We start from the raw sequence: 19,058 nt of genomic DNA, 5'->3' as shown, positions 1-19,058 counted from the left end.
AGCTGCTAAAACGGCTCTTATCACCCGTTGTGCGGGATGCCCACCGAGAGCCCGCCGTCGATGACCAGGTCCGCCCCCGTCATGTAGGAGGACTCGTCGGAGGCCAAGAAGACCACCGCGGTCGACACCTCGGCGGACTTGGCACCGCGGCCCAGCGGGATCTGCAGGGAGTCGTCGGGGATGGCGATCGTCATCCGGGTGCGGATCAGGCCGGGCAAAACGCTGTTGATCCGGATGTTGTGCGGAGCCAGCTCTACGGCGGCTGCCTTGGCCAGGCCGCGCACCGCCCATTTCGAGGCGACGTAGCCGTGCAGGCCGGCGGTGCCCCGGATGCCCTCCACCGAGGAGATGTTGATGATGGAACCGCCGCCGGCCGACTTCATCGGTGCGACGGCGGCGTGCATGCCCAGCATGGTGCCGGTCAGGTTCACGTCGAGCACCTGCTGCCAGGCGGCGACGTCGAAGTTCTCCAGGGTGTTGTATTTGGCGATCCCGGCGTTGTTCACCACCACGTTGAGGCTGCCGAACTCCTCGACGGCGCATTGCACCGCGGTCTGCCAATCCTGGCTCTGGGTGACGTCGAGGCGGACGAACCGGGCGGTGTCGGACCCCAGCTCGTCGGCGAGCTTGGCGCCGTCGGCGTCGAGGATGTCGCCGATCACGACCTTCGCGCCCTCGGCGGCCAAAGCGCGTGCATGCGCGGCACCCATGCCCCGCGCGCCGCCGCTGATCAGCGCAACCTTGCCCTCGACTCTGCCCACTGGGTTCCTCCGCCGGGTACTCCGATCGAACACGTCTATTCGCGCGCAAGCGTGGCATAGCCGTCCCGGCAGTGCACACTCGGCAGTCATGGCGGTCAATCGGCAGGGCGACGCGACGCGGGCGCGGTTGGTGAAAGCGGCGGAGAAGCTGTTCGCCGCGCACGGTGTCGAGGCGGTGTCGGTCCGGGCGGTCAACGCGGCCGCCGGGCTCGGCGCGGCCTCGGTGCACTACCACTTCGGCTCCAAGGACGAGCTGCTGGCCGCGGTGCTGGTCGACCTGGGCGGCGCGGTGCGCGACCAGATCCAGGCAGGCGTCGACGCGCTGGCCGCCGCGCCCGAGCCGCCGAACGCGGAGTCGCTGGTGCGCGCCGTCACCGATCCGTACCTGCAGTTGCTGACCCGGCACCGGACCCGCGGCATGCGTTGGGTCAAGATCATCGCGCAGATCTCCCAGCAGGGGCACCCGGCGATGCGGGCGGTGGACCAGCACGTCAGCGATGCGGTGATGGTCCAGGTCCGGCGAGCCTTTCCGGATGCGGATCCCGCCCGGATCGAACTGCGGTGGGCGATCGCCATCATGGGCTTTCTGCAGGCGCTCAGCCGTGCCGATGAGTGGAGCCGCAACGGCCCCCGGCTGTCGCCGCCGGAGCTGGCCGCCTTCTACGACGACGTGGTCGGCTATGTCAGCGGCGGGGTGGCCAACCTGCTGGGACGCTGAGTCTCGCGCGGCATATTTCTGGATCACTTGATCCAATCACCTGATCCACCTATGCTCCGGTGCAGTGCCGCGCGACCGAAGGAGACGACGCTGATGTGGACCCCGGAATCGCTGAAATTCGGTGCCTTCCTCGCGCCGTATCACCCGCTGAACGCCGATCCGGCGCTGCAACTGCGCCGCGACATCGACCTCATGGAGCACCTCGACCATCTCGGATTCGACGAGGCCTGGATGGGCGAGCACCACTCCACCGGCGCCGAGATCGTGCCCGCCCCGGATCAGTTCATCGCCGCCGCGGCCGAACGCACCAGCCGCATCCGATTCGGCACCGGCGTGGTCTCGCTGCCCTATCACCACCCGCTGATCACCGCCGACCGGATCACCCAGCTCGATCTGCTCACCCGCGGCCGGCTCATCTTCGGCACCGGGCCGGGCAAGATTCCGCTGGACGCGCTGATGATGGGCATCGACCCGGCCGATCAGCGCCGCCGCCAGGGTGAGGCGCTGGAGGCGATCCTGCCGTTGCTGCGCGGCGAAGTCGTCAACATGACCACCGACTGGTTCACCCTGCGCGACGCCCGGGCGCAGCTGCCCACCTATGATCCGGCCGGCATCGAGGTGGTGGCCGCGTCGACGATCTCGCCCAACGGTTCGGTGCTGGCCGGCAGCCACGGCCTGTCGCTGATGTCGCTAGCCGCCAGCTCACCGGCCGGGTTCGACACCCTGGACCGCAACTGGGGCGTTTACGAGAAGGTCGCCGCCGAACACGGCCACATCGCCGACCGGGCCCGCTGGCGGCTGGTCAACCCGATCTTCCTCGCCGAAACCCGCGCCGACGCCGAACGGGCGGTCAGCCGCCGGATCGACGCGATCGCCGCCTACGTCAACCGGCAGATCGGGGCGACCCCGGACTGGGCGCAGACCCCGCACGGCATCGTCGAGCAATGGCGCACCGACACCATCGGTGAGTTCGGCCAGGCCGTCATCGGTACCCCCGAGGACGCCATCGCCCAAATCGAGCGGCTGATCGACAAGACCGGCGGATTCGGCACGCTGCTGATCCTGCACGTGGACATGGCCAACTGGGAGGACACCAAACGCAGCTACGAGCTGTTCGCCTCCGAGGTGGTCCCGCACTTCAAGAACCGCAACCGCGGCCGCGAGGCCAGCCTGCAATACGCCTCCGACCACCGCGAACAGCTGGTCGGGGCGCTGGTCGGGGCGCTCACCAAGGCCACCAGCGAGTATTACGGCGAACCCGCCGCCGCACCGGGGCGCTGAGCAAACTAGCGGCCGGCGGCCGGCCCCAGGCCGAAGTCGCTACGCTGCTCGGATGGCATCTCCTCGCTCTGTCACCCACACCGAGCGAACCTTCGACGGCGTGCGCGGGGTGCGAATCGTCTACGACACCTGGACGCCGGAAACGGCCCCCCGTGCCGTGGTGGTGCTCTCGCACGGCTTCGGTGAGCATGCCCGTCGCTACGACCACGTCGCGGCGCGGTTCGGCGAAGCGGGACTGGTGACCTACGCGCTGGATCACCGCGGGCACGGCCGATCCGGGGGCAAGCGAGTGCTGTGCCGGGACATCTCGGAATACACCGGCGACTTCCACACGCTGGCGGGCATCGCCGCCCGGGAGCACCCCGGGGCACCGCGCGTCGTGCTCGGGCATTCCATGGGCGGGGCGATCGTGTTCAGCTACGGCGTCGACCGCCCCGACGACTACCAGTTGATGGTGCTGTCCGGGCCTGCGGTGGACATGGCCGGCACGGTCTCGCCGTTGCTGGCGTTCGTCGCCAAAGCGCTCGGTGTGCTCGCTCCCGGCCTGCCGGTCGAGAAGCTCGACAGCAGCCTGGTCTCCCGCGATCCGGCGGTGGTGGCGGCGTATAACGAGGATCCCCTGGTGCACCACGGTCGGGTACCGGCCGGTGTGGCGCGGGCGCTGATCAAGGTCGGCGAGACCATGCCGTCGCGGGCGGCGGCACTGACGGCGCCGCTGCTGGTGGTGCACGGCGAGCAGGACGGTCTGGTGCCCGCCGCGGGCAGCGGGCGGCTGGCGGAGAGTGTCGGGTCCGCTGATGTGCGGCGGACGGTGTACCCGGTCCTGTACCACGAGGTGTTCAACGAGCCCGAGCGCGCGCAGGTACTCGACGACGTGGTGGGCTGGATCGACGCGCACCTGTGAATCGCCGTCGGCGCGGTGTCGCCGGCGTCGGTTAGCGTTGCCGACCATGAGCACCGACGACGACGAGGCGGAGCGCAGCGACGCTGAGGAGCGGCGGCAATGAGCACCGACGACAAGATGTTGGCGCGCATCGCCGCACTGTTGCGCCAGGCGGAAGGCACCGACAACGCGCATGAAGCCGACGCGTTCATGGCGGCGGCGCAGCGGCTGGCCACCGCGACCTCCATCGACCTGGCGGTGGCCCGCGCGCATTCGGCCACCCGGACCGCGGCGACGGCCCCGGTGCAGCGCACCATCACCATCGGGTCGCCGGGCGCCAAGGGCTTGCGCACCTACGTGCAGTTGTTCGTCGGCATCGCCGCGGCCAACGACGTGCGCTGCGACGTGGCGTCGAACTCCACGTTCGTCTACGCCTACGGCTTCGCCGAGGACATCGACGCCACGCATGCCCTCTATGCCAGCCTGGTCGTACAGATGGTGCGGGCCTCCGACGTCTACATCGCCAGCGGCGCACACCGGCCCACCCCGACCATCACCGCCCGGCTGAACTTCCACCTCGCGTTCGGCGCCCGGGTCGGCCAGCGGCTGGCCGAGGCCCGCGACGAGACCCGCAAGGAGGCCGAGGAGGACCGTCGCCGTCCGGCCGGCACCGCGATCGCGTTGCGCAACAAGGAGATCGAGCTGCACGACTATTACCGCAGCGCGTCGCAGGCACGCGGCACCTGGCGGGCCACCCGAGCCTCAGCGGGCTATTCCTCGGCAGCACGACGGGCCGGTGACCGGGCCGGCCGGCGAGCACGGCTGGGCGACGACACCGAGCTGTCGGTGGCGCGCTCCGCGCTGGAGCGGTGAGCGAGCGTTCCGAGCGCGACACCCAGCGCGCCAAGGTCTATGCCGCAGAGGTCTTCGTGCGGACTTTGTTCGATCGCGCCGCCGAGCGCGGCTCGGGCGACATCGATTTCTTCGGCACCCGGCTGACCCTTCCGCCGGAGGCCCGCTTCGGCTCGGTGGCGGCGGTGCAGCGCTACGTCGATGACGTCCTGGCGCTGCCGTCGGTACGCGGCCGCTGGCCGGAGGCCGCGGCATTGCGCGTGCGCGCCCGCCGCGGCGCCACGGCGGCGCACTACGAAAAGCTAGGGCAGGCAGGCGTTATCGCGGTACCGGACCAACGCGGTGCCCAGTGGGCGCTGCGGGAACTGGTGGTGCTCCACGAGATCGCCCATCATTTGTGCGACATCCGGCCGTCGCACGGCCCGGATTTCGTTGCGACGTTGTGCGAGCTGGCCGAGATCGTGATGGGTCCCGAACTGGGCCATGTGTTGCGGGTGGTGTTCGCCAAAGAAGGCGTCCGGTGACGCACGGCCTCCAGGTGCGTCACCGGACCGCGCGTCCTCAACTGCTGACGGGGACCAGTTCGTCACCGCAGGTGCAGCGGTAGGCCGCGCCGGCGCCCTCGCAGTGGCATGCGGATTCGATCCGGACCCGGCAGCCGCAGCCCTCGTGACCACAGGTCAGCACGGTTCCTGCTTCGTAGTTCGCCATGTGTCTCTCCTTCGGTGATGCGAGCCGGCGAGGTGCCGGCCCGTCCGACTATATACCCCATAGGGGTATGGGGTAAAGGCCCGCGGGCGGGAATCATGATTGCGGTCTAGCCTCGGTGGACGTGACTGAAACCCCCACGCCTCGCGACGTCGACACCCTGCTGGACCGCATCTTCTCCGGCGAGGACCCGGAGTTGCAGGCCGCGCTGGCCGCCAGTGATGCGGCCGGACTCCCGCCGATCGCGGTCTCGGCGCAACAAGGCAAGTTCTTGAATCTGCTGGCCGCGGCAATGCGCGCCACTCGCATCCTGGAGATCGGGACGCTGGGCGGCTACAGCACGATCTGGTTGGCACGGGCCGCCGGTCCCGGGGGTGCCGTGGTGACGCTGGAGTACGAGCCCAAGCACGCCGAGGTGGCCCGGGCCAACCTGGACCGCGCCGGTGTCGGTGACCGGGTGGATGTCCTGGTCGGCCCTGCGCTGGAGACCCTGCCGACCCTGACCGGCGAGCCGTTCGACCTGGTGTTCATCGACGCCGACAAGGAGAACAACGTCGGCTACCTGAACTGGGCGGTGCAGCTCAGCCGTCCCGGCTCGGTCATTGTGGTGGACAACGTGATTCGCGAAGGTGCGATTCTGAACCCGGATGCGGATCCGACCGCGCGGGGCAGCCGGGACGTGCTGGAGCTGATGGGCGAGCACCCGGGTCTGCAGGCCGCGGCGATTCAGACGGTCGGCGCCAAAAGCTGGGACGGCTTCGCCATCGCGGTGGTGCAGTAGCCCAGGTATTCGCTGTTCGACCAGGCGATTCGGCGTTGCTGGCGGATCGCCGGCGGGCGTAACCTTTCATCAGGTGGATGGGTGCAGTCGGCACCAAAATGCCTGCTGCGTAAAAGAAAGGTCGCGAAATGAGTACAGTCCATTCATCAATCGAGCACCACCCCGATCTGTTAGCTCTTCGGGCGACGTATGACCGAGCGGCCGAGTCGATGGCGGCGCAATTCACCTTCGGGATGACGCTGTTGACGGCGGTCTATGCGGCCCTGTCACCGTGGATCGTCGGGTTCGATGGCACGTCCCGGCTGACGTTCAACAACTTCGTCGTCGGGGCGGTGGTGGCCTTCCTGGCATTCGGCCTGGCCTCGGCGCTGGACCGCACGCACGGTATGGCGTGGACCCTGCCGGTGTTCGGCGTGTGGTTCATCATCTCCCCGTGGGTCCTGCGGGACATGTCACCGACGCCGGGCATGATCTGGTCGAACGTGGTCGCCGGTGCGGTGTTGACCGCCCTGGGTCTGACCGCCGCCTACTTCGGTAGGCGCGCCCGGCACGACGTGACCACGCACGCTGCGTGACCTCGGTAGGTGGCTGACCGGCCGGACCGCCGGCCGGTCAGCCCAGTGCGGCGCTGCGCCGGCGACGGGCTACCCGCAGACCGCGCCGACGGCCGCCGAACCCACCAGCTTGCGGTACTTGGCCAGTACGCCGGTGGTGTAGCGCGCCGGGGGAGCGGTGAAACCCTCGGCGCGGGCGGCGAATTCGGCCGGGTCGGCCACCACGTCCAACGTCGCGTTGGCCACGTCGAGGCGGATCGTGTCGCCGTCCCGCAGGAATGCCACCGGCCCGCCGTCGACCGCCTCGGGCGCGATGTGGCCGACGCACAGCCCGGTGGTCCCGCCGGAGAACCGGCCATCGGTCAGCAGCAGCACGTCTTTGCCGAGGCCGGCACCCTTGATCGCGCCGGTGATGGCCAGCATCTCGCGCATCCCGGGACCGCCCTTGGGGCCCTCGTAGCGGATCACCACCGCGTCTCCGGCACTGATCGTGCCGTCTTCGAGCGCATCCAATGCGGCCCGCTCACCGTCGAAAACCCGTGCGGTGCCCTCGAACACGTCGGTGTCGAAGCCGGCCGACTTGACCACGGCCCCCTCCGGGGCCAGCGAGCCGCGCAGGATGGTGATCCCCCCGGTCGGGTGGATGGGGTTGGTCAGCGCGTGCAGCACCTTGCCGTCGACGACCGGGGGGTTGAGCTCGGCGATGTTCTCCGCCATCGTCTTTCCGGTGACGGTCAGGCAGTCGCCGTGCAGCAGGCCGGCCTCCAGCAGGGTCTTCAACATGACCGGGACTCCGCCGATCTTGTCGATGTCGAACATCACGTGCTGCCCGAACGGTTTCACGTCGGCCAGATGCGGCACCTTCGCGCCGACCCGGGAGAAGTCGGCCAGGGTCAGCTCGACCTCGGCCTCGTGCGCGATCGCCAGCAGGTGCAGCACCGCGTTGGTGGACCCGCCGAACGCCATCACCACCGCGATCGCGTTCTCGAACGCCTCCTTGGTCAGGATGTCGCGGGCGGTGATACCGCGGCGCAGCAACTCCACCACGGCCGCCCCGCTGCGCCGGGCGTAGCCGTCCCGGCGGCGATCGGCCGAGGGCGGCGAGGCGCTGCCCGGCAGCGACATACCGAGCGCCTCGGCCGCGCTGGCCATGGTGTTGGCGGTGTACATGCCACCGCAGGCGCCCTCGCCGGGACAGATGGACCGCTCGATGATGTCGACGTCCTCGCGCGACATCAGCCCCCGCGAACAGGCCCCGACCGCCTCGAAGGCGTCAATGATCGTCACCTCGCGCTCGGTGCCGTCGGAGAGCTGGGCGTAGCCGGGCATGGTCGAGCCCGCATACAGGAACACCGCGGCCAGGTCGAGGCGCGCCGCGGCCATCAGCATCCCGGGCAGCGATTTGTCGCAGCCGGCCAGCAGCACCGAGCCGTCGAGCCGTTCGGCGCACATCACCGTCTCGACGCTGTCGGCGATCACCTCGCGCGACACCAGCGAGAAGTGCATGCCCTCGTGTCCCATCGAGATGCCGTCGGACACCGAGATGGTGCCGAACTCCAGGGGGTAGCCGCCGGCTTCGAAAACGCCCTCCTTGGCGGCCTTGGCCAACCGGTCCAGCGACAGGTTGCAGGGGGTGATCTCGTTCCACGACGACGCCACGCCGATCTGAGACTTGGCGAAGTCGTCGTCGCCCATGCCCACCGCGCGCAGCATCCCGCGGGCGGCGGTCCGCTCCAGGCCGTCGGTGACGTCGCGACTGCGGGGTTTGATGTCGACGGACGAGGTGTCGGTGCTCCCAGAATTCACCCGCTAAGTATGCCGGTAGGGGGTGGGCGGACCAAACGAATAAAATACCCCGCGGGGGTATGCGCTAAAGTGTGCGCATGAGATCCACCGTCACCGTCGTCGTCGCGCTTGCCGTCAGCATCGCGGCCGGCGCCTGTCACCGCCCGCCGGAAGCCCCGCCGGAGGCCGCTGTCTCGAGCAGTTCGGCGGCGGCCAACACCGGCAGCCCTGTCGACATCGCATTCCTGGAGAACGTGGTCGTGCATCACCAGCAGGCCCTGGAGCTCACGGCCCTAGTCGGCGGGCGCAGCACCGATCCGGCGCTGTGGGCGCTTGCCAACCAGATCACCGCGCAGCAGCAAACCGAACTGCAGGGCTGTCAGGCGCAACTGCTGCAGTGGGAGGCGCCGTCTGGCGGGCACCACGCGGCCGCGGACATCCCTGGAATGGTGGATCAGGCCACCCTGGACAGGCTGCGGAGCCTGCGCGGCCCTGCTTTCGAAAAGCTCTGGCTGCAATCGATGATCGAGCACCATCGTGGCGCGATCACCATGGCGCACAACGAGATCCAAGACGGTCAGAGCCCGGAGGCGATCAGCATCGCGCAGTCGCTGGCGGCACGACAGCAGATCGAGATAGACCAGATGAACCAACAGTTGGGGGCGCTATGACCACCGATGTACCCGGGTACTCCCCGCAGAAGGACAACTACGCCAAGCGGATGCGCCGCATCGAGGGCCAGGTGCGCGGCATCGCCAAGATGATCGATGAGGACAAGTACTGCATCGACGTCCTGACCCAGATCAGCGCGGTCAACAGCGCGCTGCGCTCGGTGGCGCTGAACCTGCTCGACGAGCATCTGGCGCACTGTGTTCGTGGTGCCGTCGCGTCCGGCGGCGAGGAGGCCGACGCGAAACTCACCGAGGCCACCGCCGCTATTGCGCGGTTGGTTCGTTCCTGACCCCCGCGCCGTTACCATGTGACCCAGCAGTTACCGGGAGCGCCATGCGCCAACACCACTCGACGCTGCCCCCACAACATGACTGTCGACACCGCAAAAGCCCGCACCGGGCCGTGGACGCCCCGGACCACGGCCCAGTTGGCCATCCTGGCCGCGGCTGCCTTCATCTACGCCACCGCTGAGATCCTGCCGGTCGGGGCGCTGCCCGCGATCTCGGAGGGCCTGGGCGTTAGCGAAGCGCTGGTCGGCACCCTGCTGGCCTGGTATGCGGTGGTGGCAGCGGCGACGACGATTCCCCTGGTGCGCTGGACCGCGCACTGGCCGCGCCGCCGGGTGCTGCTGCTTACGCTGTTCTGTCTGACCGCCTCGCAGGTGATCTCGGCGATGGCGCCAAACTTCACCGTGCTGGCCGGCGGGCGTGCGCTGTGCGCCGTCACCCACGGCCTGATGTGGTCGGTGCTGGCGCCGATCGCCACCCGGTTGGTGCCGCCCAGTCACTCCGGCCGGGCGACCACGGCGATCTACGTGGGCACCAGCTTGGCACTGGTGGTCGGTATCCCGCTGACCTCGGCCATGAGCCTGCTGTGGGGCTGGCGGCTGGCGGTGGTGGTGATCACCGCGGCCGCGGCGGCAATCACCGTGGCGGCGCGGTTCGCGCTGCCCGCGCTGGTGCTCAGCACCGACCAGCTGGCGCTCGTCGGCCACCACCACTACCGCAATCGCCGGTTGTTGGGCGTGAGCGCGGTGATGCTGATCGCGGTCATGGGCCACTTCATCTCCTACACCTTCATCGCGGTGATCATCGGCGACGTGGTCGGCGTCCCGGGGGCCCGGCTGGCCTGGCTGTTGGCGGCGTTCGGGGCGGCCGGCCTGGTCGCGATGCCGATGTTGGCCCGCCCACTGGATCACCGGCCCAAGGCGATCACCGGGGGCTGCATGGCTGCGATGTCGGCGGCTTTCGTCGTCTTGGCGTCCCTGTCGATCGGCGGGCACCACACGACCGGCACGACACTTGCCGGAGCGGCGGCGATCGTGCTCTGGGGTGCTATGGCGATGGCGGTGTCGCCGATGTTGCAGTCCGCGGCGATGCGCACCGCACCCGACGATCCCGACGGTGCGTCGGGTCTGTACGTGACGGCGTTTCAGGTCGGCATCACCGGGGGATCGCTGGCCGGCGGCCTGCTGTTCGAGCGGGCCGGAACGTCGGCGATGCTCAGCGCATCGGCACTGCTGGTGGGCCTCGCGGCGGTGGGGATCGCGGTCAGCAAGCGGCTGTTCGTCGTTCCCTGACGTGCCGGGGGCGGTTACCTTCGCCACTGTGCCGCCGGTACAAACCGCAGGTCAATAGGGTGCCCAACCGGGTTTCGGGAGGTTTTCGGCTCGCTGTACGAGTTAGCTGGCGGTCGCCTTGTGCCACACTTGAAGCCAAGATTGTCCACGGAGGTAGACGCATGTCGGGATGGAAGCTCGCGGGCATCGGCGCCTGGCTGTCCACCGCGGGAATGGCCGCGGTGCTCACGCTGGGCTGCGGAGTGGCGCTGGCCGACCCGCCGCCGCAGCCGGGGGAGCCCGCGCCGGTGAACGCCGGCCCGGTCGACCCGTTCGCGCCGCCGCCGGCGGAGTTGCCGCCGCCGCCGGACCCCTTCGCGCCGCCTCCGCCGCCAGCGGACCCGTTCGCGCCGCCTCCGCCTCCTCCGCCGCCGGCGGACCCGATGGCGTTCCCGCCGCCGGGGGAGCCCGCGGCCGCGGGCGAGCCGGTGCCCGGTGAGCCGGTGCCGGGCGAGCCGGTGCCGGGCCAACCGCTGCCGGGCCAACCGGTGCCGGGCGAGCCGGGTGCGGCACAGCCGGGTGCGGTACCGGTCGCTGCCGGGCCGGTGGCCGGGCAGAACCCGGAGCCGTTCACCGGCACCCCGCCGTTCCTACCGCCGTCGTTCAACCCGCTGGACGGCTCGCTGGTGGGCGTGGCCAAGCCGATCATCATCAACTTCCAGCGGCCGATCGCCGACAAGGCGATGGCCGAGCAGGCGATCCACATCTCCTCGAACCCGCCGGTGCCCGGCAAGTTCTACTGGATGACTCCCAGCCAAGTGCGGTGGCGCCCGTTCAACTTCTGGCCCGCCCACACCACCGTCACCGTCGACGCGGCCGGCACCAAGTCGAGCTTCCGCACCGGCGACTCGCTGGTGGCCACCGCCGACGACAAGACCCACCAGATGACGATCACCCGGAACGGCAAGCTGGAGAAGACTTTCCCGATGTCGATGGGTATGTCGACCGGCGGGCACGAGACCCCCAACGGCACCTACTACGTGTTGGAGAAGTTCCCCACGGTGGTGATGGACTCCTCCACCTACGGGGTCCCGATCAACTCCACCTACGGCTACAAGGTGACCGTGCAGGACGCGGTCCGCATCGACAACAGCGGCGGCTTCGTGCACAGCGCCCCGTGGTCGGTCAACGACCAGGGCAAGCGCAACGTCAGCCACGGTTGCATCAACCTGAGCCCGGCCAACGCTAAGTGGTTCTACGACAACTTCGGCAGCGGCGACCCGGTCGTGGTGAAGAACTCCGTCGGCACCTACACCAAGAACGACGGCGCCCAAGACTGGCAGATGTAGGGCCGCCCTCCCTCAGCAGCGAAAAGACGTGAAAGCCCCCATTTCAGGTCCGAAATGGGGGCTTTCACGTCTGCTCGCGCGATAAAACGCAGCCGCGCTCAGTTCCAGATGCGCACCCGCTGCGCCGGCTCCAGGTACAGCGCATCATCTTCCGCGACGTCGAAGGCGTCATAGAACGCGTCGATGTTGCGGATCACCCCGTTGCAGCGGAACTCCGGCGGTGAATGCGGATCGGTCGCCAGTCGCCGGATCGCCTCGGCGTCACGGGATTTGGTGCGCCACACCTGCGCCCAGCCGTAGAAGACGCGCTGCACCCCGGTCAGGCCGTCGATCACCGGGGCCTCGGCGCCGCCCAGCGACAGCTGGTAGGCCAGCAGGGCGATCGAGAGCCCGCCGAGGTCACCGATGTTCTCCCCGACGGTGAACGCCCCGTTCACGTGCCGCCCGTCGCCCAGCGCCCGCGGCACGTAAGTCTCGTATTGAGCGATCAAAGCGTCTGTGCGCACGCCGAATTCGCTGCGGTCGGCATCGGTCCACCAGTCGATCAGGTTGCCGTCGCCGTCGTACTTGGCGCCCTGGTCGTCGAAACCGTGGCCGATCTCGTGGCCGATCACCGCACCGATCCCGCCGTAGTTGGCCGCGTCGTCGGCCTCGGGGTCGAAGAACGGCGGTTGCAGGATCGCGGCGGGGAAGACGATCTCGTTCATGCCCGGGTTGTAGTAGGCATTGACGGTCTGCGGTGTCATGAACCATTCGTCGCGGTCCACCGGCGAGCCCAGCTTCGCCAGTTCGCGGTCGTAGTTGACCGCGTAGGCCCGCAGGAAGTTGCCGTACAGGTCAGCGGGATCGGTGACCACGGCCGAATAGTCACGCCAGCGCGCCGGGTAGCCGACCTTGGCGGTGAACTTGTCCAGCTTGGCCAGGGCCCGCTCCCGGGTCTCCGGGGTCATCCAGTCCAGGCCGGTGATGCTGACCCGGTAGGCCTCCCGCAGGTTCGCCACCAGCGCATCAATGCGTGCCTTGGCGTCGGGCGGGAAATGCTTTGCGACGTAAAGCTTTCCGACGGCGTCGCCCATCATCGACTCCACCAGGGAGACGCCGCGCTTCCACCGGTCCCGGATCTGCTCGGTACCCGACAGCCGGCGCCCGTAGAACTCGAAGTCCTCGGCGACCAGGGCATCGGTCAAGATGCCGGCCCGGCCGTGAATGAGCCGCCACCGCGCCCAGTCTCGCCAATCGGCCAGCTCGGCGGAGTGCCACAGCGCGGCGAACGCGATCAGGTAGTCGGGCTGGCGCACCACGAGCTCGCCCGTGACCTCGCCCGAAACCCCGAGGGCGCCGACCCAGCCCGCCCAGTCGAAACCGGGTGCCTCCTGCGGCAGCCCGGCGAAGGTGCGCAGGTTGTAGCTCAGCTCGGCGTCGCGGCGTTTCACCACGTCCCAGTGCGCGCCGGCCAGCTGAGTTTCCAGCGCCACGATGCGGGCCGCGACCGCGGCGTGCTCAGCGGCGTCCCCGCCATAGACCAGCGCGAACATCGCCGCGATGTGGTCGGGGTAGGCGGCCAGGATCTCGGCGTGCTGCTCGTCGCGGTAGTACGACTCGTCCGGCAGCCCGAGACCGGACTGGGTCAGGTGCAGCAGGTAGCGGGTGGAGTCCTTCGAATCGGTGTCCACGTACAGCCCCACGCCGCCGCCGACCCCGGTGCGCTGGCATGCGCCCAGCACCCGAGCCAGGGCGTCGCGGTCACCGGCGTGCTCGATGGCAGCCAGCTCCGCCAGCAGCGGCTGCACGCCGCGGGCCTGCACGGTGTGCTCGTCGAGGAAGCTGGCGTACAGGTCGCCGATGCGGCGTTCATCGGTCCCGGCCGGCGCGCCCGATTCGGCGGCTTCGGTGAGCAGTTCGCGGACCTGGATCTCGGCCCGGTCGAACAGGGCCCGGAACGCTCCGTCGGTGGCCCGGTCCGGCGGCATCTGGTAGCCGTCGAGCCAGCGTCCGTTGACATGACCGAACAGGTCGTCCTGCGGGCGGACGGCACTGTCGAGATGGCTGAGATCGAGGCCGGAACGCGTCGCTGGTGAGGTCATCGTTGCCCATCCTTTCACGGCGAACCGTACAGCCGTCCTGTAGCGTCACCGCCATGCCTGACGAGGAGCATCCCGACATCTCCACTGAAGCGGACGACGGCGTCGTCGACCCCGGTGAGGCCACCGTCGACGTGCACCAGAACGACGAGGCCGAGCAGTCCGAGAAGCCCATCGCCAAGAAGAGCGCTCATGCCCACCAGGCTCCGGCAGCCAAGACGTCTAAGGCGTCCAAGGGCGCCGTGTTCTCCAGCTACGGCCTGGTTTCGGCGTTCCTCGGCCTGGTCGCGGTGGCCGCGTTGGTGTTCGGTCTGATCACCTGGGATATGCACCGCGGCGACGTCGACGAGCGCTCCTACCGCAGCCGCGTCCTGCAGACCGCGGCCAGCTGGACCAGCGTGCTGATCAACCTGAACGCCGAGAACGTCGAGAAGGGCATGGCGCGACTGCGTGACAAGACCGTCGGCGAACTCAACAGCGAGTTCGACGCCGCGTTGGCGCCCTACCGCGACGTGGTGCAAAAGATCCAGTCCCGCAGCAGCGGCCGGATCGAGGCGGTCGCCATCGAGACGGAACGGCACAACCTGGACGATCCGGCCGCCACCACCGAGCAGGCGTCGACTCCCGGCCGCACCGACCCGGTGATGGTGATCGCCACGTCGATCGCCGAGAACGTCGGCGGCCGGCCGCAGACCGTGCACTGGGCGCTGCACCTCGACGTCAGCGACGTCGATGGGCACCTGATGATTTCTCGATTGAGGTCGATCCGATGAGCAAGCTGGGGAACCTGAAATCGCGGTCGCTGTGGCGCGTCCTGGCTTTCGACATCGCCGCCCCGCTGGCCGCGATCGGCGGTCTGCTTTTTTTCGGGCTGGTCAAAGATTGGCCGCTGTGGTGGGTGTCGGTCTGCTCGGTGCTGGTGCTGCTCATCGTCGAGGGCATGGTGGTGAACTTCCTGCTGCTGCGCCGTGACGGGGTCACGGTCGGCACCGACGACGACCGGCCCGGTCTTCGTCTCGGGGTGGCCGGCCTGGCCGCCACGGCGCTGGTCGTCGCAGCGGTATTCGGATATCTGGACTGGACGGTGCCCGATCAGGAACTCGAGGCCGACTCCGGTGAGGTGGTCAAGACCGCCGTCGCGATGGCAGAGGCCGCGGCGACCGTCTCGCCGGCCAACCCGGACGCGTCGATCGAGAAGGCAGCGACCTTCATGGTCCCCGACCGGGTCAACGCTTTCCGGGAGAGCATCGGCCGCACCGCCACCGAGATGGCCAACCGCAACATCGCCGTGGACGCGCAGGCGCTCAGCGCGGGCGTCGAGGCGCTCGGGCCTTCGGCAGCGCGGGTCGCGGTGGTGCTGCGCAGCGTGCAGTCGGTGGCGAACCAGCAGGTGAAGCAGGCGGTGGTGCCGGTGCGGGTGACGCTGACCAAGCGCGGCGACCAGTGGAGGGTGCTGGAGATGTCCCCGATCCACGCGCGCTGACGCGCGCCATCAGATGGCGTCGGGGGCGCCGCGGGTGTGCAGCTTGACGAACCGGTCCGACAGTCGGCGCATCCGGATCATCAGCGAGGCCGGCGGACTGACCGTGCCGTCCAGGTATTCGCTCAGCGTGTCGGCGGGCACTCCGACCCGCGAGCAGAACTCCTGACGGCTCAGGCCCGACCGCTCGATCAACACCCGCACGTGGCGGGCGACCTCGGCGCGTTCGTTGGCCTCCAGGTGGTCGCGGGCGCGGGCCAGTACCTCCGAGAGCGCCTTGGAGATGCCGTAGGGTTCGGTGCCCTCCAGCACCTCTTCGACCTGGCGAGCGGTGCGCCCGTACGGGTCACGCTTGAGCGCCACCACGATCAGCTGCCAAGTGGCGATATCGCCGGACTGTAGCGCCGAGCGGATGGCGGAGGTCGGCCAGAACTCCACCGGCCGGTCGGTGTTGCCGGGCCGGGAATCGGGCCGGGAATGTCCCCGGCGTGGCAGCGATCCGCTGCGTCGGTCCGCGGCCAACGTCACCTCGCCTCCTCCAGCATCGCCACCGCAACCGCCAGGCAGCGTCCCCGGACGTGTTCCCAGTCCGTGCCCGCGCGGGGCGCACCGTCGCCGGAGTCGTCCTCCACGCGTTCGGCGGGTGCCGGGTCGGCGAGCCGACAGACCAGCTGCGTGGCCATCCATTGTCGTTCGGCTGGTTGCCCAGAGTAGTACTTGTCGATCCCCTTGAGTGCCTCAGCAACGGTTTTCGGGTCCAGTACGTCGGCGAGCTCGGCGAGCTCGGAGTAGTCCCGGCGGCTGTTACGTGACATCAGCAGGTAGCCCTTGAGCCGCAGTGTCTCGGCGCCGGTGGGAATCTGCAGCCGGTCGCCGGTGGGCAGTTGCACGGCCGCGGTCTCCATTGGGCGGCGACGCGTCAACGTCGGGCCCTCGAGCCCGATCTCGTTTGCTACCCACGCCTCGGTCTCCAGCGCGTCGAGCGCGACCGCGAGCCGGCGCCGCCACACCGTCACCGGGTGCACCGGCCGCACCGCCTTCGGCATCGCCCGGCCGGTGCCGGTCCGGGACTGCCAGCCGCCGGCCAGCCTGGCCAGCGCGTGGGCCCTCGTCTTGCCGCCGGCGGGCACCGCCGCCGCACCGACCGGTAGCACTTCGATCTTGCTGGTTGCTATCTCGGCAAGGCCGCAGCCGCGCAGTGCCAGCGGGTCGCCGACGCAGACGGCGTCGGGAACCAGTTCTTTGAGCTTCGCCGCCGACTTGACCACCACCCGAAGGTCGGCGCTGGGCGTGATCAGCGCGGAGATGTCATCGGGGATCACCACGACGTCGCCCAGATCGACTGTGGGCAACGGCTTCTCGAAGTCCACCGAGGGCAGGATCCGGGCCAGCCAGCGCGGCAGCCACCAGTTCCACTCGTCGAACATCTTCATCAGCGCCGGCACCAGCACCAACCGCACCACCGTGGCGTCCACCGCGATCGCCACCGCGCAGGCCACCCCGAGTTCGGCGACCAAGGGCATGCCGGCGAACGCGAAGCCGATGAACACCGCGATCATGATCAAAGCGGCGCTGGTGATGGTGCGCGCACTGGTGCTCACCCCGTGGGCGACGGCGTCGTGGGTGTTGCCGGACTGCAGAAAACGCTCCCGGATCCGGGTCAGCAGGAAGATCTCGTAGTCCATCGACAGGCCGAACGTCATCGCCAGAACGATCGGCGGGATGAAGCTGTCGATCGAGCCGGTGGGCGCGAACCCGAGTCGCTCCAGCCACCCCCACTGGAACACCGCGACCAGGCTTCCGTAGGCGGCCGCCACCGACAGCACGGTCATCACGACGCCCTTGAACGCCAGGAACACCGACTGGATCGAGATCAACAGCATCAGGAACGCGATCACGGCCACGAAGACCAGCACCAGCGGTTCGGCCGCCGCGACCCGGTCGTCGAAGTCCTTGATCAACGCGGTGGGCCCACCGACGTCGACCCGCACCGACGGCGATCCGGCCGCTTCGGGCAGGTGTTCGCGCATCCAGTCGATGGTCTCGCGTGCGGCCATGTCCTCGGGATCGACCGACAGCACCGCAGACAGCAGCCCGCTGCTGTCGTCGTCGCCGAAGACCGGTGGGGACACCGAGGCGATGTTGGGGGCCTGCGTCATCGCCTGGCGGACCGCCAGGAACGTCTGGGCGTGCTCGGGCGCCGATGCGTGCGCGTCGGGGATGGTGACCAGCACCCGGATCGGCCCCAACGCGCCGGGGCCAAGGGCCTGCGCCGCCGCGGCCACTCCGCCCCGGATCTCATGGGAGGAGTCGAACTGGTGCAGCATGCTATTGCCCTGCTCCAGCGACAGCGCCGGCGCCGCGATCGTCAGCAGGAACCCGGCGGCCAGCAGCGCCGACACCCAGGGGCGGCGCATCACCCACGCCGTCCAGCGGGTCCAGAACCGGGACTGGACGGCCTGCGGGGTGCGCGCCCAGTGCAGCAGCGCCGAGCGTTTGGCGACCGGGCGGCCGAACACCGCCAACACCACAGGGGTGAGGGTGACCGCGGCCAGTACCGCAACCGAGACAGCCAGGATCGCCCCGGTGGCCATCGACACCAGCACCGGGGTGTTGATCAGGTAGATGCCGGTCAGGGAGGCCACCACGGTCAGGCCGGACAGCACCACGGCCAGTCCGGATGTCGCCATGGCCGCGTCGGCGGCCTCCTGCGGCTGGCGGCCGGCCCGCAGTTCTTCGCGGTAGCGCATCAGGATGAACAGCGAGTAGTCGATCGCCAGCGCGATCCCGAACATCGACACCGTCGAGGTGACGAACACCGACATCGCGGTGAACATCGACAGCAGATAGACCAGCCCCATGGTGACGATGACGGTGCCGATCCCGAGCGCCAGCGGGATGGCGGCGGCGGCCAGCGAACCGAACACCGCCAGCAACACGATCAGCACGATCGGCATGTTCCATTGTTCGGCGTCCGCGATGTCCTGCTTGGTCTTCGCCGACGCCGCCGCCCCCAGCGCGCCCTGGCCGATCACATACAGATTCACCGAGCCGTTCTCGATCCGGCCGGGCTGGTCGCCTTCCACCCCCAGCTTGGCCCGCAGCTTCTTGGCGACGTCGACCGCGCCGGTGTTGTTGAAGTCCACCCGCAGCGACACCACGTAGGGCCGGTCGGGGCGCGGCGGCGGCTGGGTCCGATCGGGCAGCACCGTGACGCTGGACGCCTCCGCGGCGACGCGCTGAAGCAGTGCGACGGCGTTCTTCATGTCCTGGTAGGTGGCATCGGCGCGGGGCGCGGCCACCAGAGCGAGCGGCGAGGCGCCCTGGTCGGGGAAGTGTTCCTCGAGCTGATACTGCACGTTCAGCGACTGGGACCCCGCCACCTCGAAGCCCCCGCCGGTGAGGTGGCCGGATTGGGTTCCGGCCAGGTAGAGGGAGGGGATCACAGCCAGAAGCCAACCTGTGAAGACCACCCAGCGGAATCTGCGCAGGTTGCTGCTGAAGCGCATCATGAACTGCTGGATCTCGGCTCTCCCCGCTCTCGCCCGCACCGGTGCGTCGCGTGCTGCGAGCCTACCGCAGCCGACCACTGCGC

At 69.2% G+C, this 19,058-nt stretch carries 19 protein-coding genes; 13 read left to right on the top strand and 6 right to left on the bottom strand.

Annotated features, from left to right (window positions below; all coding sequences use genetic code 11):
* Nucleotides 1–20: 20 nt before the first annotated feature.
* Complete coding sequence (locus tag AC5Y31_RS10275; protein WP_499980103.1) at nucleotides 21–761, bottom strand: glucose 1-dehydrogenase; 741 nt, start codon at nucleotides 759–761, stop codon at nucleotides 21–23.
* A gap of 88 nt (nucleotides 762–849) precedes the next feature.
* On the opposite strand from AC5Y31_RS10275, the gene AC5Y31_RS10270 reads away from it, so the two are divergent.
* The 5 genes from AC5Y31_RS10270 to AC5Y31_RS10250 all read left to right on the top strand — a co-directional run bounded on the left by AC5Y31_RS10270 (nucleotide 850) and on the right by AC5Y31_RS10250 (nucleotide 5,019).
* Nucleotides 850–1,479: a TetR/AcrR family transcriptional regulator gene (locus AC5Y31_RS10270; protein WP_499980101.1), complete on the top strand. Its 630-nt coding sequence runs from the start codon at nucleotides 850–852 to the stop codon at nucleotides 1,477–1,479.
* A 93-nt stretch (nucleotides 1,480–1,572) separates the two neighbouring features.
* Nucleotides 1,573–2,760: an LLM class flavin-dependent oxidoreductase gene (locus AC5Y31_RS10265; RefSeq protein WP_301632239.1), complete on the top strand. Its 1,188-nt coding sequence runs from the start codon at nucleotides 1,573–1,575 to the stop codon at nucleotides 2,758–2,760.
* 52 nt (nucleotides 2,761–2,812) lie between these two features.
* A complete protein-coding gene (locus tag AC5Y31_RS10260) occupies nucleotides 2,813–3,664 on the top strand; it encodes an alpha/beta hydrolase (RefSeq protein WP_301632237.1) in 852 nt (283 codons plus the stop codon).
* 99 nt (nucleotides 3,665–3,763) lie between these two features.
* Nucleotides 3,764–4,516, top strand: coding sequence for a DUF2786 domain-containing protein (locus AC5Y31_RS10255; RefSeq protein ID WP_301632235.1), 753 nt, complete (start codon nucleotides 3,764–3,766; stop codon nucleotides 4,514–4,516).
* Nucleotides 4,513–5,019 carry a TIGR04338 family metallohydrolase gene (locus AC5Y31_RS10250; protein ID WP_499980100.1) on the top strand — a complete coding sequence of 169 codons (507 nt, stop codon included), beginning with the start codon at nucleotides 4,513–4,515 and terminating at the stop codon, nucleotides 5,017–5,019. Before AC5Y31_RS10255 ends, AC5Y31_RS10250 begins: the two co-directional genes overlap by 4 nt.
* A gap of 37 nt (nucleotides 5,020–5,056) precedes the next feature.
* Here AC5Y31_RS10250 and mymT read toward each other — a convergent pair whose 3' ends face one another.
* Complete coding sequence (gene mymT / locus AC5Y31_RS10245; RefSeq protein ID WP_064856982.1) at nucleotides 5,057–5,206, bottom strand: copper-binding metallothionein MymT; 150 nt, start codon at nucleotides 5,204–5,206, stop codon at nucleotides 5,057–5,059.
* A 121-nt stretch (nucleotides 5,207–5,327) separates the two neighbouring features.
* Here mymT and AC5Y31_RS10240 point away from each other — a divergent pair, with 121 nt between their 5' ends.
* Both AC5Y31_RS10240 and AC5Y31_RS10235 read left to right on the top strand, forming a co-directional pair.
* On the top strand, nucleotides 5,328–5,984 hold the full coding sequence (locus AC5Y31_RS10240; RefSeq protein ID WP_499980098.1) for an O-methyltransferase: 657 nt from the start codon (nucleotides 5,328–5,330) through the stop codon (nucleotides 5,982–5,984).
* A gap of 128 nt (nucleotides 5,985–6,112) precedes the next feature.
* Entirely contained in the window at nucleotides 6,113–6,559 is a 447-nt protein-coding gene (locus tag AC5Y31_RS10235; RefSeq protein WP_065023688.1) for an SPW repeat protein, read from the top strand.
* A gap of 69 nt (nucleotides 6,560–6,628) precedes the next feature.
* Here the strand turns inward: AC5Y31_RS10235 and ilvD are convergent, their stop codons facing one another.
* Entirely contained in the window at nucleotides 6,629–8,344 is a 1,716-nt protein-coding gene (gene ilvD / locus AC5Y31_RS10230; RefSeq protein WP_301632228.1) for a dihydroxy-acid dehydratase, read from the bottom strand.
* Nucleotides 8,345–8,421: 77 nt separating this feature from the next.
* Between ilvD and AC5Y31_RS10225 the strand changes: the two genes are divergently transcribed.
* From AC5Y31_RS10225 to AC5Y31_RS10210, 4 genes are all read left to right on the top strand, one after another.
* The gene (locus AC5Y31_RS10225; protein ID WP_499980097.1) at nucleotides 8,422–8,994 is read left to right on the top strand and encodes a DUF305 domain-containing protein; all 573 of its coding nucleotides are present in this window, start codon (nucleotides 8,422–8,424) and stop codon (nucleotides 8,992–8,994) included.
* Nucleotides 8,991–9,284 (top strand): copper-sensing transcriptional repressor RicR, encoded by a 294-nt coding sequence (gene ricR, locus AC5Y31_RS10220; RefSeq protein ID WP_499980096.1) that lies wholly within the window; start codon nucleotides 8,991–8,993, stop codon nucleotides 9,282–9,284. The genes AC5Y31_RS10225 and ricR overlap by 4 nt, the downstream gene beginning before the upstream one ends.
* A 78-nt stretch (nucleotides 9,285–9,362) precedes the next feature.
* Nucleotides 9,363–10,574: an MFS transporter gene (locus AC5Y31_RS10215; protein ID WP_301632223.1), complete on the top strand. Its 1,212-nt coding sequence runs from the start codon at nucleotides 9,363–9,365 to the stop codon at nucleotides 10,572–10,574.
* 161 nt (nucleotides 10,575–10,735) lie between these two features.
* Nucleotides 10,736–11,902: a L,D-transpeptidase gene (locus AC5Y31_RS10210; RefSeq protein WP_499980094.1), complete on the top strand. Its 1,167-nt coding sequence runs from the start codon at nucleotides 10,736–10,738 to the stop codon at nucleotides 11,900–11,902.
* A 98-nt stretch (nucleotides 11,903–12,000) separates the two neighbouring features.
* Here AC5Y31_RS10210 and AC5Y31_RS10205 read toward each other — a convergent pair whose 3' ends face one another.
* Nucleotides 12,001–13,986 (bottom strand): M13 family metallopeptidase, encoded by a 1,986-nt coding sequence (locus tag AC5Y31_RS10205; protein WP_499980093.1) that lies wholly within the window; start codon nucleotides 13,984–13,986, stop codon nucleotides 12,001–12,003.
* 53 nt (nucleotides 13,987–14,039) lie between these two features.
* On the opposite strand from AC5Y31_RS10205, the gene AC5Y31_RS10200 reads away from it, so the two are divergent.
* Complete coding sequence (locus AC5Y31_RS10200; RefSeq protein WP_499980092.1) at nucleotides 14,040–14,756, top strand: hypothetical protein; 717 nt, start codon at nucleotides 14,040–14,042, stop codon at nucleotides 14,754–14,756.
* A complete protein-coding gene (locus AC5Y31_RS10195; protein WP_301632217.1) occupies nucleotides 14,753–15,466 on the top strand; it encodes a hypothetical protein in 714 nt (237 codons plus the stop codon). Before AC5Y31_RS10200 ends, AC5Y31_RS10195 begins: the two co-directional genes overlap by 4 nt.
* A 9-nt stretch (nucleotides 15,467–15,475) precedes the next feature.
* Here AC5Y31_RS10195 and AC5Y31_RS10190 read toward each other — a convergent pair whose 3' ends face one another.
* A complete protein-coding gene (locus AC5Y31_RS10190; protein ID WP_499980091.1) occupies nucleotides 15,476–15,991 on the bottom strand; it encodes a helix-turn-helix domain-containing protein in 516 nt (171 codons plus the stop codon).
* Entirely contained in the window at nucleotides 15,988–18,975 is a 2,988-nt protein-coding gene (locus AC5Y31_RS10185; protein ID WP_499980089.1) for an MMPL family transporter, read from the bottom strand. Before AC5Y31_RS10185 ends, AC5Y31_RS10190 begins: the two co-directional genes overlap by 4 nt.
* Between the last annotated feature and the right edge of the window lie 83 nt (nucleotides 18,976–19,058).

It is taken from the genome of Mycobacterium sp. NGS18 (assembly GCF_059813185.1).
The sequence above is the reverse complement of the archived record's forward strand: the minus strand, read 5'-3'. Positions and strand labels throughout refer to the sequence as shown.

Excerpts from the sequence above, each read along its gene's own strand:
- AC5Y31_RS10270 (WP_499980101.1), top strand. The coding sequence starts at position 850 with ATGGCGGTCAATCGGCAGGGCGACGCGACGCGGGCGCGGTTGGTGAAA.
- AC5Y31_RS10200 (WP_499980092.1), top strand. The coding sequence starts at position 14,040 with ATGCCTGACGAGGAGCATCCCGACATCTCCACTGAAGCGGACGACGGC.
- AC5Y31_RS10185 (WP_499980089.1), bottom strand. The coding sequence starts at position 18,975 with ATGATGCGCTTCAGCAGCAACCTGCGCAGATTCCGCTGGGTGGTCTTC.
- AC5Y31_RS10235 (WP_065023688.1), top strand. The coding sequence starts at position 6,113 with ATGAGTACAGTCCATTCATCAATCGAGCACCACCCCGATCTGTTAGCT.
- AC5Y31_RS10210 (WP_499980094.1), top strand. The coding sequence starts at position 10,736 with ATGTCGGGATGGAAGCTCGCGGGCATCGGCGCCTGGCTGTCCACCGCG.
- AC5Y31_RS10265 (WP_301632239.1), top strand. The coding sequence starts at position 1,573 with ATGTGGACCCCGGAATCGCTGAAATTCGGTGCCTTCCTCGCGCCGTAT.
- AC5Y31_RS10205 (WP_499980093.1), bottom strand. The coding sequence starts at position 13,986 with ATGACCTCACCAGCGACGCGTTCCGGCCTCGATCTCAGCCATCTCGAC.
- AC5Y31_RS10260 (WP_301632237.1), top strand. The coding sequence starts at position 2,813 with ATGGCATCTCCTCGCTCTGTCACCCACACCGAGCGAACCTTCGACGGC.
- mymT (WP_064856982.1), bottom strand. The coding sequence starts at position 5,206 with ATGGCGAACTACGAAGCAGGAACCGTGCTGACCTGTGGTCACGAGGGC.
- ricR (WP_499980096.1), top strand. The coding sequence starts at position 8,991 with ATGACCACCGATGTACCCGGGTACTCCCCGCAGAAGGACAACTACGCC.
- AC5Y31_RS10195 (WP_301632217.1), top strand. The coding sequence starts at position 14,753 with ATGAGCAAGCTGGGGAACCTGAAATCGCGGTCGCTGTGGCGCGTCCTG.
- AC5Y31_RS10225 (WP_499980097.1), top strand. The coding sequence starts at position 8,422 with ATGAGATCCACCGTCACCGTCGTCGTCGCGCTTGCCGTCAGCATCGCG.
- AC5Y31_RS10255 (WP_301632235.1), top strand. The coding sequence starts at position 3,764 with ATGAGCACCGACGACAAGATGTTGGCGCGCATCGCCGCACTGTTGCGC.
- AC5Y31_RS10215 (WP_301632223.1), top strand. The coding sequence starts at position 9,363 with ATGACTGTCGACACCGCAAAAGCCCGCACCGGGCCGTGGACGCCCCGG.